Annotated in this window: 14 protein-coding genes; 4 read left to right on the top strand and 10 right to left on the bottom strand. The window is 59.6% G+C overall.

What is annotated here, in order from left to right; genetic code table 11:
- Positions 1-265: 265 nt before the first annotated feature.
- A complete protein-coding gene (locus Q8K09_RS19370) occupies positions 266-1,027 on the bottom strand; it encodes an SDR family oxidoreductase (protein ID WP_305256620.1) in 762 nt (253 codons plus the stop codon).
- Between the two features lie 224 nt (positions 1,028-1,251).
- On the opposite strand from Q8K09_RS19370, the gene Q8K09_RS19365 reads away from it, so the two are divergent.
- Positions 1,252-2,259 (top strand): NADP-dependent oxidoreductase, encoded by a 1,008-nt coding sequence (locus Q8K09_RS19365; RefSeq protein ID WP_305256619.1) that lies wholly within the window; start codon positions 1,252-1,254, stop codon positions 2,257-2,259.
- A 72-nt stretch (positions 2,260-2,331) separates the two neighbouring features.
- Here Q8K09_RS19365 and Q8K09_RS19360 read toward each other — a convergent pair whose 3' ends face one another.
- Positions 2,332-3,018, bottom strand: a complete 687-nt coding sequence (locus Q8K09_RS19360) for a hypothetical protein (RefSeq protein WP_305256618.1) — start codon at positions 3,016-3,018, stop codon at positions 2,332-2,334.
- Positions 3,019-3,161: 143 nt separating this feature from the next.
- On the opposite strand from Q8K09_RS19360, the gene Q8K09_RS19355 reads away from it, so the two are divergent.
- The 3 genes from Q8K09_RS19355 to Q8K09_RS19345 are packed head-to-tail and all read left to right on the top strand — an operon-like array spanning position 3,162 to position 6,284.
- Positions 3,162-4,418, top strand: a complete 1,257-nt coding sequence (locus Q8K09_RS19355) for an ATP-binding protein (protein ID WP_305256617.1) — start codon at positions 3,162-3,164, stop codon at positions 4,416-4,418.
- Positions 4,415-5,752, top strand: a complete 1,338-nt coding sequence (locus Q8K09_RS19350; RefSeq protein WP_305256616.1) for an HD domain-containing phosphohydrolase — start codon at positions 4,415-4,417, stop codon at positions 5,750-5,752. The genes Q8K09_RS19355 and Q8K09_RS19350 overlap by 4 nt, the downstream gene beginning before the upstream one ends.
- Before the next feature lie 4 nt (positions 5,753-5,756).
- A complete protein-coding gene (locus Q8K09_RS19345) occupies positions 5,757-6,284 on the top strand; it encodes a response regulator (RefSeq protein ID WP_305256615.1) in 528 nt (175 codons plus the stop codon).
- A 4-nt stretch (positions 6,285-6,288) separates the two neighbouring features.
- On the opposite strand, the gene Q8K09_RS19340 is transcribed toward Q8K09_RS19345, so the two are convergent.
- The 8 genes from Q8K09_RS19340 to Q8K09_RS19305 form a co-directional block, all read right to left on the bottom strand.
- The gene (locus Q8K09_RS19340; RefSeq protein WP_305256614.1) at positions 6,289-9,348 is read right to left on the bottom strand and encodes an efflux RND transporter permease subunit; all 3,060 of its coding nucleotides are present in this window, start codon (positions 9,346-9,348) and stop codon (positions 6,289-6,291) included.
- Positions 9,345-10,373 carry an efflux RND transporter periplasmic adaptor subunit gene (locus Q8K09_RS19335; RefSeq protein ID WP_305256613.1) on the bottom strand — a complete coding sequence of 343 codons (1,029 nt, stop codon included), beginning with the start codon at positions 10,371-10,373 and terminating at the stop codon, positions 9,345-9,347. Before Q8K09_RS19335 ends, Q8K09_RS19340 begins: the two co-directional genes overlap by 4 nt.
- Before the next feature lie 97 nt (positions 10,374-10,470).
- Positions 10,471-11,250 carry an ABC transporter permease gene (locus Q8K09_RS19330; protein ID WP_305256628.1) on the bottom strand — a complete coding sequence of 260 codons (780 nt, stop codon included), beginning with the start codon at positions 11,248-11,250 and terminating at the stop codon, positions 10,471-10,473.
- Positions 11,251-11,261: 11 nt separating this feature from the next.
- Positions 11,262-12,194, bottom strand: a complete 933-nt coding sequence (locus Q8K09_RS19325; protein WP_305256612.1) for an ABC transporter ATP-binding protein — start codon at positions 12,192-12,194, stop codon at positions 11,262-11,264.
- Positions 12,195-12,494: 300 nt separating this feature from the next.
- Positions 12,495-13,016 carry a histidine phosphatase family protein gene (locus Q8K09_RS19320; RefSeq protein ID WP_305256611.1) on the bottom strand — a complete coding sequence of 174 codons (522 nt, stop codon included), beginning with the start codon at positions 13,014-13,016 and terminating at the stop codon, positions 12,495-12,497.
- A gap of 46 nt (positions 13,017-13,062) precedes the next feature.
- Positions 13,063-13,254 carry a PLDc N-terminal domain-containing protein gene (locus Q8K09_RS19315; protein ID WP_305256610.1) on the bottom strand — a complete coding sequence of 64 codons (192 nt, stop codon included), beginning with the start codon at positions 13,252-13,254 and terminating at the stop codon, positions 13,063-13,065.
- 86 nt (positions 13,255-13,340) lie between these two features.
- Complete coding sequence (locus tag Q8K09_RS19310; protein ID WP_305256609.1) at positions 13,341-13,886, bottom strand: acireductone dioxygenase; 546 nt, start codon at positions 13,884-13,886, stop codon at positions 13,341-13,343.
- Between the two features lie 33 nt (positions 13,887-13,919).
- Entirely contained in the window at positions 13,920-15,068 is a 1,149-nt protein-coding gene (locus tag Q8K09_RS19305; protein ID WP_305256627.1) for an MFS transporter, read from the bottom strand.
- Positions 15,069-15,071 lie beyond the last annotated feature (3 nt).

Here is a 15,071-nt window from a genome sequence, read left to right as displayed (position 1 = left end):
CATGAGCGGATTTTCATTATGGCTCAAGGCACCTAATGCCTTAATTAGAAGCCGGATATACGGAAGCAGTCGTACCTAGGTTCGTTTGAAGAGCGTATCACTGGCAAAACGGGGGGAGTCCATATACGGATGAAATCCGGGAAAATTGCCGCCCGCGAGCAGCCTCCCCGGATTGCATCCGGGCTACGCGTGGCGAGGGTTAAGGTGCGTCCAACGAAAAAGGCGCCTGGTTAGGCGCCTTTTGCATGCTGCGAGTCCATCGCGATCAGATCGCTGTTGCTCCACCGTCCACTGCCAAGGCATGGCCGGTGGTGAACGCGGCGTTATCGCAGCACAGGTAGAGCACTGCGGTGGCGATTTCCTCGACCTTGCCGATGCGCCCGACCGGGTGCATGGCGGCGGCGAACTCGCCCTTCTTCGGGTCGGCTGCATAGGCGCGGCGGAACATGTCGGTGTCGATCACGGCCGGACACACCGCGTTGACGCGGATTTTCTTCTTGGCGTATTCCACCGCCGCCGATTTAGTCAGGCCGATGACTGCGTGCTTGGAGGCGCTGTAGATGCTCATCTTCGGCGCCGCACCGAGGCCGGCGACCGAGGCGGTGTTGACGATAGCGCCGCCGCCCTGGGCCAACAGCAGCGGGATCTGGTACTTCATGCACAGCCACACGCCCTTGACGTTGACGCCCATGATGGCGTCGAACTCAGCTTCGCTGCCGTCGGCCAGCTTGCCCTTCTCGATTTCGATACCGGCATTGTTGAAGGCGTAGTCCAGGCGACCGTAGGCGGCCAGCGTGGCATCCATCAAGGCCTTGACCTCGGCATCACGGCTCACGTCGCAACGCACGAAGGTGGCCTGGCCACCCGCAGCACAGATCAGTTCGACTGTGCCCTCGCCGCCTGCCACGTCGACATCGGAAACCACGACCTTGATACCTTCATTGGCGAACGCCAGGGCCGTCGCACGGCCAATACCGGCAGCGCCGCCGGTGACCAGGGCAACCTGGCCGGAAAAGCTCAAACTCATTTGTGTGTCCTCGCAGGCGTTATAGTCTGCGTCGAGTCTAGTCAGAGCAGCGCCCCCGACAGCAGCACTATTTGAGCAGCGGTTATGGCTCTATGCAAAATAATGATTATGGCCAACGGCTGCTATCAGCCGAATGGATTAGCCGTCATTCGAGCCAAGGGCAAACCTTGCCCATCGCACCGCCAGGGGCTATCACAAGTCTTTCCGATCAATGAGTAACGACCATGACCTCCAGCCTCAACCGCCAATTCCTCCTCGCCCAACGCCCGGTTGGCCTGCCCAGCCATAACACCTTCAGTTATGTGGAAAGCGCCATCGGCGAACCCGGCCCCGGGCAAATCCTGGTGAAGAACCTCTACCTGTCCCTGGACCCGGCCATGCGCGGCTGGATGAACGATGCCAAGTCCTACATCCCGCCAGTCGGCCTGGGTGAAGTGATGCGTGCGCTCGGTGTCGGTGAAGTCATCGCCTCGCAGCACCCGGATTTTGCCGTGGGCGACCATGTAAATGGCGCACTGGGTGTGCAGGATTATTTTCTCGGCGAGCCCAAGGGCTTCTACAAGGTCGACGCCACGCGCGCGCCGCTGCCGCTGTACCTTTCGGCACTGGGCATGACCGGCATGACCGCCTATTTCGCCCTGCTTGATGTCGGCGCGCCCAAGGCTGGAGAAACCGTGGTGATTTCCGGCGCCGCCGGTGCGGTAGGCAGCATTGCCGGGCAGATCGCCAAGCTCAAAGGCTGTCGCGTGATTGGCATCGCTGGCGGCGCTGACAAGTGTAAGTTCCTGATCGATGAGCTGGGCTTCGACGGCGCCATCGACTACAAGAGCGAGGACGTGATCGCTGGCCTCAAGCGCGAATGCCCGAAGGGCGTGAATGTGTACTTCGACAACGTCGGCGGCGACATTCTCGATGCCGTGCTGACCCGCCTGGCCTTCAAGGCGCGGGTGATCATCTGTGGCGCGATCAGCCAGTACAACAACAAGCAGGCGATCAAAGGTCCGGCCAACTACCTCAACCTGCTGGTCAACAGCGCGCGCATGGAAGGCATGGTGGTGATGACCTACGCCCCACGCTTCGCCGAAGCCGCACAGGAAATGGCAGGCTGGATGGCCAGTGGCAAGCTGAAGTCAAAAGAGCACATCGTAACTGGCCTGCAGACCTTCCCGGACACCCTGCTCAAGCTGTTCAGCGGCGAGAACTTCGGCAAGCTGGTGCTCAAGGTCGACTGAGGCCAGATGCGCAGCCGCACCGTCTGCTGTTTAGTCACAGGCGGTGAGGCACCGCCTCCACCACACACCTGATCAGTCCAGATAAGCCCCGTAGTAAGGCAACAGATTGTCTTCCAGTGCCTCGAACAGATCCTGCGTTTGCGAAGCCAGTATATCCAGCACAATCACCCCGTTAACACCGTGATCACTGTCACTCAATGAACGCAGGCGATTGGCCATGCCCAGATTCACCTGGCGCAAATGGCCATACAGTTCGGGTAATTCGCTAAGCATAAAGTCTGTACTCAATCCACGATTGGCTCGCAACACCTGCCCAATCAGATACGCCCCCACCACCCGAAACAGTGTTTCGTCGGCCTCACTGAAGGGCTGATGCACAAACGCCAACGGCAAAAACGGCCGCGTGCGCGGACAACCACAAGTAGCGCCGACAAAGCCGATCAGCGACCCCAACACACGCTGCAAGGTGCTGCGCTGCTCAATCACCCGGCCACGCCAGTGGATGGTCACCGTGAGCGCATCGTAAGAGTGGTGCTGCACCAGCGGCGTGAGGACACGCGCCACTTCACTGGCAAAGGGGCACCAGGTCTGTTCACTGGCTTTTAGTGGGCAATTACGGCACTGCTTGTAGTCCAGGCGCGCCCAGGAAGGCGGCTCCTCGGCCTGCGGTTGTGGCGCTATACCCAACTCAAACAGGCAGCTGGCAGGCTGCCCGGTGTCGAACTGCAACAGATAACTGACTTGCAGGGGCTCGTGCATACACACCTCGACTGCCTACACAGAGAATGCGACGACTGGCTGACGTCAAAATGCCATCATTTGCTTTTTAGGGCTAAGATAACCATAGACACGAATCGCCAGATTGGCTGCACGCTCAGTCATCGCCACGCGAGGTACCTGTCATGCATGACTCAACCTACACCCAGGCCGCCGTAGAGCAAATCGCCGCCGGTTTCTTCGTGCTCGATCGGGACGCCCACATCCTGTCCTGCAACCGTTTTATCGTCGAGCACAGCGGCCGTTCTGAGGCCAGCCTGCTGGGGCTGACGCTGCATGAGGCTTTCCCTGAGGTCGACAGCCCCCAGTGGCGCGCCATGCTGGAAAAAGTCTGGAAAACGGGCAACCCGCTGCAAACCGTCTGGCATGAACAGCCCTACCTGATTCTGCTCGACCGCGTGCGTGGCGTGCCGATGCTGCAAGCCTCCCTGCTCTATCGCTTCGAACACGAGGGACAGCACCTGTTTGGGCTGGCCATCTTCGACAACAGCCGGGCGGCGAAAAATAATCCTTCACTGGAAGAGGCCCTGCTGGCGCTCAAGAACAAGCACATTGAGCTCCACACCCTGAGCGAGCAGTTGAAAATGGCCAATCGGCAACTGCTGCAGTCAGAAAAAATGGCAGCCATCGGCCAGCTGGCAGCGGGTGTGGCCCATGAGATTAATAACCCGGTGGGTTTTGTCGCCTCCAACCTAAAGACCTTGGTCGGCTATGTCCGGCAGTTGCTGGAATTGGTCGACCAGATGAACGAATGGGGCGGCACCGAGTTAGAGCAGATGAAACAGCGCTACGACTATGACTTCATCCGTGAAGACATCAACGGCTTGCTGGCGGAATCCGCCGAAGGCGTGGATCGGGTCAAGAAAATCATCGGGGCGCTGCGTGATTTTTCTCACAGCGGTGACGAAACCTTTGCCCATGCCGACCTGCACGAGGGCATTGAAAGCACCCTGAAAGTGGTCAACAACGAGATCAAGTACAAGGCCGACGTGGTGCGCGAGTTTGGCCCAGTGCCGTCAGTCGAATGCATCGCCGCGCAAATTAACCAGGTAGTGATGAACCTCTTGGTCAACGCCGCCCATGCCATTGAGAATTTCGGTCGCATCGTGATCCGCACCGGTGTGGAACATGACCAGGCTTTTATCGAGATTGAAGACAACGGCTGCGGCATCCCTACGGAGTTGCAGCGGCAGATATTCGACCCCTTCTTCACCACCAAACCGGTGGGTAAAGGGACCGGATTGGGCCTGGCGCTGTCATTCAATATCATCGAAAAACATAACGGACATATCAGCCTGCGCAGTGCACCCGGAAAAGGCAGTTGCTTTCGCATCAACCTGCCGTTACTACAACCGCACGCCCGGACAAGGAGTTCGCCATGAGCACTGAAACTATTTCCGCACCCTGCGTCTTACTGGTTGATGACGAAGAAAGCATCCTCAGCAGCCTGCGCCGCCTGTTACGCGGGCAGCCCTACCGGCTGCTCATGGCCACCAGCGGTGCTCAAGCGCTGGAGCTGTTTGCGCAGCATAAGGTGGATCTGGTGCTGTCAGATGCACGGATGCCCGGTATGGACGGTGCCACGCTACTGGCCGAGGTGCACAAGCGTGACCCGCAGTGCATGAACCTACTGCTGACCGGATATGCCGACATCGCTACCATCACCGCCGCCATCAACGAGGGGCGCATCTACCGCTACCTGAGCAAGCCTTGGGATGACGACGAGTTACTGCACGCACTGCGCCAAGCCCTGACGCATCAGCACACCGAGCGCGAACGTAAGCGTTTGCTGCTGCTCAGCCACAAGCAGAACGACGAACTGCGTCAGCTCAATGCCACTCTGGAGCAGCGCGTGCAGTCGCGCACCTCAGAGCTGCAGCAAACCGCCGACATGCTTGACCTGGCCTACGACGAACTGCGCCGCAGTTATGGAACCAGTACCGAGGTGTTTTCGCTGTTAGTCAATCAGCGATTACCGCGTGACAAACAAACCAATCAACAAGTCATTGCGATCGTGCGCGCCCTGACCAAACATATCGGTCTAAGCGAGGGCGACAGTCACAACCTCAACATGGCCGCAGCGCTCTATAACATCGGCAAACTCAGCTGGCCGGATGCCCTGATTACCGCTCCAGCCGACCTGCTCCACAGCAAACACCGTGAAACCTATCGCAGCTACCCAACGCAAAGCGAAACCTTGTTGATGTCGCTGGAGCCCTTGCAGGACAGCGCACGACTGATCCGCCATCACCAGGAGCGCTGGGATGGCAACGGTTTCCCTGACCGTCTCAAGGCAGATGCAATACCACTCGGCGCCCGGTTGCTAAAACTGGCGGTGGATTTTGTCGAATTGCAGTGCGGCCTGGTACTGGAACGGCAGATGAACCATGACGAGGCCCTGATGTTCATTCAGAAGTACAGCGACAAACTCTATGACCCCGACCTGATCGAAGACTTCTGCCTGGTCTGTTCACAGCAGATGCCCGATATCACTGTCACCCAAAACGATGTTCGCGCCCTGGAAACGCGTCGCCTGGAACCGGGCATGACGCTGGCGCGCAACCTGCACGCCGACAACGGCATGCTGCTGCTCAATGAAGGCAAAGTGTTATCGAAGTTACTGATCGACAAGTTGCTGGCCTTTGAAGCCATCGAAAGCTCGCGCTACACCTTGTTTGTGCGTATCCCGGAACCGCAACCCGCTCTCACGGAGTAGGCCCATGATCCGTATACAAGTAATCGATGACGAACCCTCCATCCTGCATGCGGTAAAGCGCCTGCTGCGCAAGGAGGACTGGGAAGTGGACACCTACGATGACCCGCAGCAAGCGTTGCAGGCGCTTACCGAGGCACCTTACAACCTGATCCTGTGCGACCTGCATATGCCGCGCCTGGATGGCATTACCTACCTGCAGTTCGCCCGACAGCGGCAACCAGATGCCATGCGTTTACTGTTTAGCGGACGCGGCGACAGGGGCAGCCTGGTACAGGCCATCAACAACGCTCAGGTGCAGCGCTTTATCAGCAAACCCTGGGACGACTACGAGTTGCTGGAAACGCTGCGCAACGCGCTGCATGTGCAACACCTGCAAGCTGAACAACACCGTTTACTGATGCAGATACAACAGCAACAGCAGCAGTTAAACAGCCACCACCACACCTTGCTGGAAATGCAGCGCCAGCACCCGCAACTGTTTCAACTCAAACTCGGCGAAGACGGCAGTATTCTCTTGTACGAAGAAGCCTGAACCCTCACCCCTGCGCCGCCTCAACCGGCAATGGCTGCCAGCGGCGCAGCAGCATATACAGCGTGGGGATCACGAACAGGGTGAAGAAGGTGCCGACCAGCAGGCCACCGACTATCACCAGGCCAATCTGCTGACGACTTTCGGCACCCGCACCGGTAGCGATTGCCAGCGGCAACGAACCCAGCACCATGGCCCCGGTGGTCATCAGGATCGGCCGCAGACGCTGCACTGAGGCGTCGATCACCGCGCCACGCAACTCATGGCCCTGGCGCACCAGTACGTTGGCGAATTCGACGATCAGGATGCCGTGCTTGGTGATCAGGCCAATCAGGGTCACCAGGCCGATCTGCGAGTAGATGTTCAGGGTGCCACCAAACAGGGTCAGCGCCAGCAAGGCTCCAGCCATCGACAGCGGCACGCTGAACAGAATGATCAGCGGGTCAGTGAAGCTCTCGAACTGCGCCGCCAGCACCAGGAAGATAAAGGCCAGGGCCAGGGCGAAGATCAGTCCGATACCGGCGCTGGATTCCTTGAAATCCCGCGAGGTGCCGGTGTAGTCGTATTGAGTCGCTGCCGGGAACACGGTGCGGGCGGTATTCTCCAGGTGGGCTAGGGCTTCACCCAGGGTATAACCGGAGCCGACGTTGGCGCTCACGGTCACCGCGCGCAGCTGGTTGAAGTGATTGAGCTCACGCGGGGCCACGGTCTCGCGCACCTCGATCAGGTTGGACAGCTGCACCATGCCGCCGTCGCCGCCGCGCACATAGACGCGGTCGAGGTCCTGCGGGTTGCTGCGGTCGACGCCCTGCAACTGCACCATCACGTCGTACTGCTCGCCGTTCTGTTTAAAACGGGTTACCTGGCGGCTGCCAAACAGGCTTTCCAGGCTGCGGCCGATGGTCGCCACGTCGGTGCCGACCGCCACCGCCTGTTCGCGGTTGATATTCACCTTGAGCTGCGGCGCATTCAGCTTGAGGTCACTGTCCAGGCTTTCCAGGCCAGGATAGTCACGCAACTGGCTCATCAGTTCATCGACATAACCTTGCAGCTCGCTGTACTCCATGGAGGAGCGAATCACGAAGTTGACCGGCTGGTTACGTGCACTCTGCCCCAGCGGCGGTCGGTTGACCGGGAAGGCACGAACCCCGGCGATATCCTGCAGCTTGGGCAGCAATTGGTTACGGATCTCGAACTGGCTGCGCGAACGGTCGCCCCAATCCTCCAGCTTCATAAAGGAAATACCCTGGGCCACCGTGGGGAAACCAGCGATCACCATGTAGCGGTTGGTTTCCGGGATGCTGTCGTAGGCTGCCTCGATCTCCCGCGCATAACGGCCGGTGTAGCCGATGGTGGCGCCATCCGGGCCATTGAATACCCCGACAATGGTGCCGGTGTCCTCAGTGGGGGCCAGCTCGGACTTGAGCCCGGAGAACAGCAACACACACGCCAGCATGGTCCCCAGCAGCACCGCGACCACCAGCCACCAGGCACTCAAGGCGCGAGCCAGCAGGCGCTTGTAGTTGCGGGTCACACCGTTGAGAAAGTCTTCAATCAGGTTGTACACCCGGTTGTGCCGCTGGCCCGCCTGGTGCGGCTTGAGCATCACCGCGCACATCATCGGGGTCAGGGTCAGGGCGACAAAACCCGAGACCAGCACCGCGCCGGCCAGGGTCCAGGCGAACTCGGTGAACAGCTTGCCGGTGGTGCCCTGCATAAAGCCGATGGGGGCGAATACCGCGGCCAGGGTCAGGGTCATGGCGATCACCGCGAAGGCGATCTCGCGGCTGCCCTTGAGCGCCGCCTGCATCGGCTGCATGCCTTCTTCAATATGCCGGTGGATGTTCTCCAGCATGACAATGGCGTCATCCACCACCAGACCGATGGCCAGCACCATGGCCAGCAGGGTCAGGGTATTGATGGTGAAGCCCATCAGGCTCATCAGGGCAAAGGCACCGATCAGCGACACCGGGATGGTCACCAGGGGAATGAGGGTGGCACGCAGCGAGCGCAGGAAGATAAAGATGATCAGGATGACCAGCGCCACCGCTTCCCAGATGGTGATAAATACGTTGTCGATCGACTCGCGGATAAACAGCGAGTTGTCGTTGGCCACCTGCACGTGCATGCCGTCTGGCAGCAATGCCAGTACATCGGGCATGGCTGCCGCCAGGCCATCGGAGATATCCAGCGGGTTGGCGGTAGCCTGCTTGATCATGCCCATGGACACGGCCGGCTGGCCCTTGTAGCGGACGATGCTGCGCTCATCGCGAGCGGCAATTTCCGCATAACCGACGTCCGTCAGGCGCAGCAGGTAGCCCTGGGAGTCGTCGAGGATCAGCTGGTTGAACTGCTCCGGGGTGTTCATGTCGGTTTCCGAGAGCACGGTGAATTCGCGCTGCTGCGACTCGATGCGCCCGGCGGGAATCTCGACGTTCTGCCGGCGCAGTGCATCTTCCACATCCTGCACGGTGAGGTTGTGCGCAGCGAGTTTTTCCGGGTCCAGCCAGATACGCATGGCGAAGGTGCGCGCACCGCGCACCTGCACCTCCGACACACCCGGGATGGTCTGCAGGCGATCCTTGATCACCCGCTCCAGCACATCGGTGATCTCCATGGCGCTGTAGCGCTCGCTGTAGAACGCCAGCCAGATCACCGGCTGCGCGTCGGCCTCGACCTTCTGCACCATAGGCTCGGTAATTTCATCGGGCAGCAAACCGCGCACCCGACCCAGGCGGTCGCGCACATCGTTAGCCGCCTCGTCGCTGTTGGAGCCCAGCTTGAACTGGGCGGTGATCTGGGTGTTTTCCGAGCGGCTGATGGAGCTGACGAAATCCAGGCCCTCGATACCGGACAACACATCCTCGATCGGCTGGGCGACCTGAGACTCCATGATCTCCGGGCTGGCACCGGGATAGGTGACGTTGACCGTGACGATCGGCACATCAATGTTCGGGTATTCGCGCACGCTCAGGCGGTCGTAGGCCATCAGCCCGAGCAGCACCACGATCAGCGACAGCACGGTGGCGAACACCGGCCGGCGGATGCAGATATCCGAGAGGGTCATGGCGTTTGCTCCACCACCTTGGTGCGCACCGCAATCCCCGCACGTACTTTCTGCCAACCTGCGCTGATCAGGGTTTCATCACCGACCAGGCCTTCACGCACCTCGACCTTGCCGTCCATGCGTTTGCCCAACTCGACCTCGCGCAGCTCGACCTTGCCATCCACCACCAGATTGACCAGCAACCGCTCGCCAACCGGCATTACCGCTTCTTCCGGGATCACCAAGGCCGTGGGCCGCTCGGCAAGAATCACCGAGACCTTGACGAACTGCCCGGGGCTCAGACGCCCATCGCTATTGTCGATATGGGCGCGAATCGCCTGGCTGCGCCCGGCTTCGTCCAGACGCGGGTTGATGGCGTAGATCTCACCACTGAAGCGCTCGCCTGGATAAGCGTCCAGGCTGATCTCGATGATCTGCTGCAAGCGAATCTGGCTGACGGCTTTCTGCGGAATGCGGAAGTCGACCTTGAGCGGATCGAGCACTTCAAGGTTAACGATGTCCTGGCCTTCGCTCAGGTAATCACCGGGGCTGACATGGCGCAGCCCCAGTACTCCGGCATGGGGAGCCAGAATCCGGGACTTGTCCAGGCGCGCCTGGGACAGTGCCAGGGTTGCGCGGGCCGCCTGCTGCTGGGCGCTGGCTTCATCCAGGGCCTGGGCGTTGCTGGCCCCGCGCTTGAACAACATCTGCGCACGCTGGAAGTTGCTTTCCGCCAGGTTCAGGTTGGCCCGGGCCTGGGCCAGCTCGGCGCGGGCGATGGCATCGTCCAGGCTGACCAACAAGGCTCCGGCCTCGACACTCTGGCCTTCACGAAAATGCAAGGTGGCCAGGCGACCGGCGATTTCCGGGCGGATCATCACCGACTCGTCCGAGCGCAGCGAACCGAAGGTAATCAGCTCGTCGCGCACCAGGGCTTTTTCCACCGGCACCACTTCGACCAACGGGCCTTCAGCCGCCTGCGCCAAGGGCCAAGCAGTCGAAAGCAGCAGCAATGCGGCGAATAGCGGGCGCGGACGGGCAAACATATACAACCCCAATTATTTTGTAGAGGCTGAGTCTAACGTCTTCGCCGTATGCCTCAGCCGTTAAAGATGTTTCCCGATATTGTGTTTCCAGCAGCGCTTACTGGCGCATGCCGCGCCCGCTGACCAGCAAACGAATGCACACGCCATACAACACAGCGGTGGCTACCAGCATGAAGCCGATGGCGACACCGATGCGAATATCCGACACCCCGAGGATGCCATAGCGAAAGGCATTGACCATGTGCAGCACCGGGTTGACCAGTGACACCGTCTGCCAGAACGGTGGCAGCAGGGTGATCGAATAGAACACCCCGCCCAGGTAGGTCAGCGGCGTCAGAACGAAGGTCGGAATGATCGAAATATCGTCGAAATTACGCGCAAACACCGCATTAATGAAGCCACCGAGGGCGAAAATGGTCGCCGTCAGCAACACCACCAGCACCGTCACGCCCAAGTGGTGCACCTGCAGATGGGTGAAGAACAGCGACAGCAGAGTAACGATAAAACCCACTGCCAAGCCGCGCAGCACGCCGCCGGTTACGTAGCCTATAAGGATGATGTGCGGCGACACCGGCGAGACCATCAGCTCCTCGATCGAGCGCTGGAACTTGCTGCCGAAGAAGCTCGACACCACGTTGCCGTAGGAGTTGGTGATCACCGACATCATGATCAGGCCCGGCACGATGTACTCCATATAGGTGAAGCCACCCATGTCGCCGATCTGCCGGCCGATCAGGTTGCCGAAGATGACGAAGTACAGAACCATGGTGATCGCCGGCGGCAGCAAAGTCTGCGGCCAGATACGGGTGAAACGGCGGATCTCGCGGTAAACGATGGTGCGCAGCGCCACCATGTTGGCGGCGAATTCGGAATTCACATAAGCCGTGCTCATACCGCCACCTTCGCCAGGTTTTTCTCGACCAGGGAAACGAACAACTCTTCCAGGCGATTGGTTTTATTACGCAAGCTGAGCACCTCGATGTTCTGCAGCGCCAACTGGCGAAACAATTCGGTAATGCCCTGGTTATTGTCGATTTGCACTTCCAGGGTGTGATGGTCGAGCAGGTGCGCCGGGTAACCGATCAGGTGCGGCGGCACCAGCAACGACTCTTTCAGGTCGAGCAGGAAGGTTTCCACATGCAGCTTCTTCAGCAGCTCGCGCATGCTGGTGTTCTCGACGATTCGGCCGTGATCGATGATGCCGATGTTGCGGCACAACTGCTCGGCCTCCTCCAGATAATGGGTGGTGAGAATGATGGTGATGCCTTGCTGGTTCAGCTCGCTGAGAAAACTCCACATCGAGCGACGCAGCTCGATATCGACGCCCGCAGTAGGCTCATCGAGGATCAGCAATCGCGGCTGATGGACCAGGGCACGGGCAATCATCAAACGCCGCTTCATGCCGCCGGACAGCTCACGCGAGGGCACGTTGTGCTTGTCCCACAAGCCGAGTTGGTTGAGGTACTGCTCGGCACGCTCCTTGGCGATGCGCGCGGGGATGCCGTAATAACCAGCCTGGGTCACGACGATGTCGAAGACTTTCTCGAACTGGTTGAAGTTGAACTCCTGAGGCACCACGCCCAGGCAACGTTTGAGCGCCGAAGGCTGCTGGTCCAGGTCATGGCCAAACACATTGACGGTGCCGCTGGTCTTGGTTACCAGCGTGGAGAGAATACCGATGGTGGTGGATTTACCGGCGCCATTGGGGCCGAGCAAGGCGAAAAAATCACCTTCGGCTACATCCAGATCAATGCCATGCAGCGCCTGGAAGCCATTGCCGTAGGTTTTGGTCAACTGCCGGATGGACAGAGCAGTACTCATAGAAAATGCACGCACCTGTAAATAAAGAAGAGTTCATGAGATGGGGGCTGCCCCGCTCACTACAAGGGCAAAGCACGGCAAGTCTAGCGCCACAGCATCGCCAATCGCTGGATTATCTAAATAAATTCTGCTTTTCCAGCAAAACGGCCACACACAAAAGTCAGCCAGCTGGCCACGCCTGTGACCTGCTCGACTTCCAGTAAAGCGTCTGTTTTAAGCCGGCGTGACGCTGACAAACGCACGGCCAATGGCGCGTTGGCATGGCCCTGAAGCGGGAGGGGGCGTGACCCGGGAGGCTTGCTAGGGCGTAGGTATACGCGCCAGCACCCGAGCAGGAGCGCCAAGCGGCAGAGCCAGAATCAGGCCTTCGCCGGAGGCCGGGTAGATGCCGGTCAAGGCGGTGATATTCACTTGGTGAGACACCAGCACCATGGGCGCGCCGTGCGCCAAACTATTGATCTGCACGAGCAACTCAGCAGTCTGTTGACTGGCTGACGTGCGGCTGGTGAAAAAGGAATCCAGTGCCGGCAAAGGTTCAACCGGCCCTAGGCGCATTGCCTGCGCAGTCTCCCGCGCGCGACACCAGCGGCTGCTGTATAGCCTGGGCTGCGTGATCTGCTGAGTGCGTAATAACTCGCCCCAACGTCGGGACTCCTCGCGACCTGGCTCACTGAGGTTGCGCTGGGTAGTGCAATCGCCGAGTTGGAAGCTCGGCGGATCACCGATGCCCGGCGCGCTGGCATGGCGCAACAGCAACAGCGCGCGCCCCTCACGCAGGGCATCCCATGCCTGGTTATCGCTGGCGTAACTGGCGACGGGCAAGCTAAGCCACGCCAGCAGCCCCCAGCAGAGTAGGCGGCCTACGCCGTTAGAAGCGGACGTTGCCACGCGGCCCCAACAATGCCCAGATGACCAGACCGATCACCGGCAGCAACAGGATCAACAACACCCAGAGAATTTTTTTGCCGACCTCAGCGCTGCTTTTGACAATGCTGATGATGGCCCAGATATTCAGAATCAGGATAGCCAGGCCAATAAGCCCGTTAAATGTAGAACCCATGAGGACACTCCTGTGCGCGGGGTTGCCCATCTAGGATAGACGTTGATGGCCAGAGTTCAGCCGGCACATCAACCACGGACAATCGCTCAATCATCCAGACGTGGAAAACGACTGGCAATATCATCGCCAGTTAACTCGCCCTCCCAACCATCAGCAGCGCTGGACAGGCGGATCATCACGAAATGCGGATGCTCACCCATGTCGAACCACTGCCGGGTGCCGGCAGGCAGTGCGATCAGGTCACCCTTCTCGCACAACACGGCATACACGTAATCGTCGATATGCAGGTTAAACAGGCCGCTGCCCACCACGAAGAAACGTACTTGATCCGCCGCTTGCCGCTGCTCGCCAAGAAATCTGGTGTGCAATTCGGCTTGGTCCGGGTGCTCATCGCTCATGCTGAGCACGTCAACTGCAGCATAACCGCGCTCGCTCATCAGTTGCTCGACCTGGGGGCGATAGGCGGCAAGCACTTGCTCGTCGCTGCAGCCTGGAACCAGCGGCATCACGGCCTGCCAGCGCTCGAAGTGCACACCGACTTCAGCCAGGGTGCTGGCGATATCTTCCAGGTGAGTCAATACCTTGTTCGGCTGATCGGCAGAAGACTCGTGGTATACGCTCAGGCTGGTCATAGTCAGAATTCCCGTTGGTTAACTGTAGGCGGATTAAGGTCGCGGCTCGCGTATGCGCGTGGCCGTAATGGCCGCGACCAAGGCGATCAGACTGGCGATGGCAAATGTCCAGGCCGGGCCAATGCTGTTCCAGCTGTAACCGGAGTAAAGCGCACCCAAGGCGCCGCCAACCCCGGTCAGGGCAGCGTAAAACGCTTGCCCCTGGCCCTGCTGGCGATCGGCGAAACTGCGCTGCACAAAGTGGATGGCCGCCGCATGAAAACTGCCAAAGGTTGCCGCGTGCATCAACTGGGCGAATAGCAACACCAGCAGATGATCGGCCAGATTGCCCAGCAGCAACCAACGCACGGCGGTGATCAAAAAGCTGGCCAACAGTACCGTGCGCAGTGAATAGCGCGCCAGCAATTGGGCCATGACCATGAACAATACAATCTCGGCCAGCACCCCAAGGGCCCAGAGCTGACCAATCAGGCCGCGCGAATAGCCAAGCGACTCCAGGTGCAAGCTCAAAAAGGTGTAGTACGGGCCGTTGCTCAACTGCATCAGCCCAACGCTGAGGTAGAACGCCAGAATGCCAGGGCGACGCAATTGCTGAATAAAGCCGCCCTCGCCCGCTATGGCTGGCCGCATGCGTGGCTCGGCATTGGGCACCCACCAGCTGCTCAGCACGATACCGCCCATGATCAGAATCAGCGCCCAGGGATAGGCATCCAGGCTGAGCAACTCGAACAGTTTGCCCAAGCCGACCACCGCGACGATAAAGCCGATGCTGCCCCACAGACGAATTTTGCTGTAGCGCGCGGCCTGCTCTTTTAAATGGGCAAAGGTGATGACTTCAAATTGCGGCAGCACGGCATGCCAGAAAAACGCATGCAGGGCCATGATCAGCGCCAGCCAGGCATACGTCTGGCTGATGAAAATGCCGGCAAAGCACAGCAGCGTGCAGATCGCGCCAAAACGCACGATAGCCAGGCGTTGCCCGCTGTAATCGCCCAGCCAGCCCCAGATATTAGGGGCGATGCAGCGCATCAGCATGGGAATGGCGATCAATTCGCCGATGCGTGCGGAGGAAAAACCCAGGTGATCGAAGTACAACGCCAGAAACGGTGCGGTAGCGCCGAGTAGCGCGAAATAGAAAAAGTAGAAGCCGGACAGACGCCAGTAAGGCAAGGCGCGGGTCATGGC

It is taken from the genome of Pseudomonas sp. (assembly GCF_030683065.1).
Classification (GTDB): domain Bacteria; phylum Pseudomonadota; class Gammaproteobacteria; order Pseudomonadales; family Pseudomonadaceae; genus Aquipseudomonas.
This window is presented reverse-complemented; position numbering and strand designations above follow the sequence as displayed.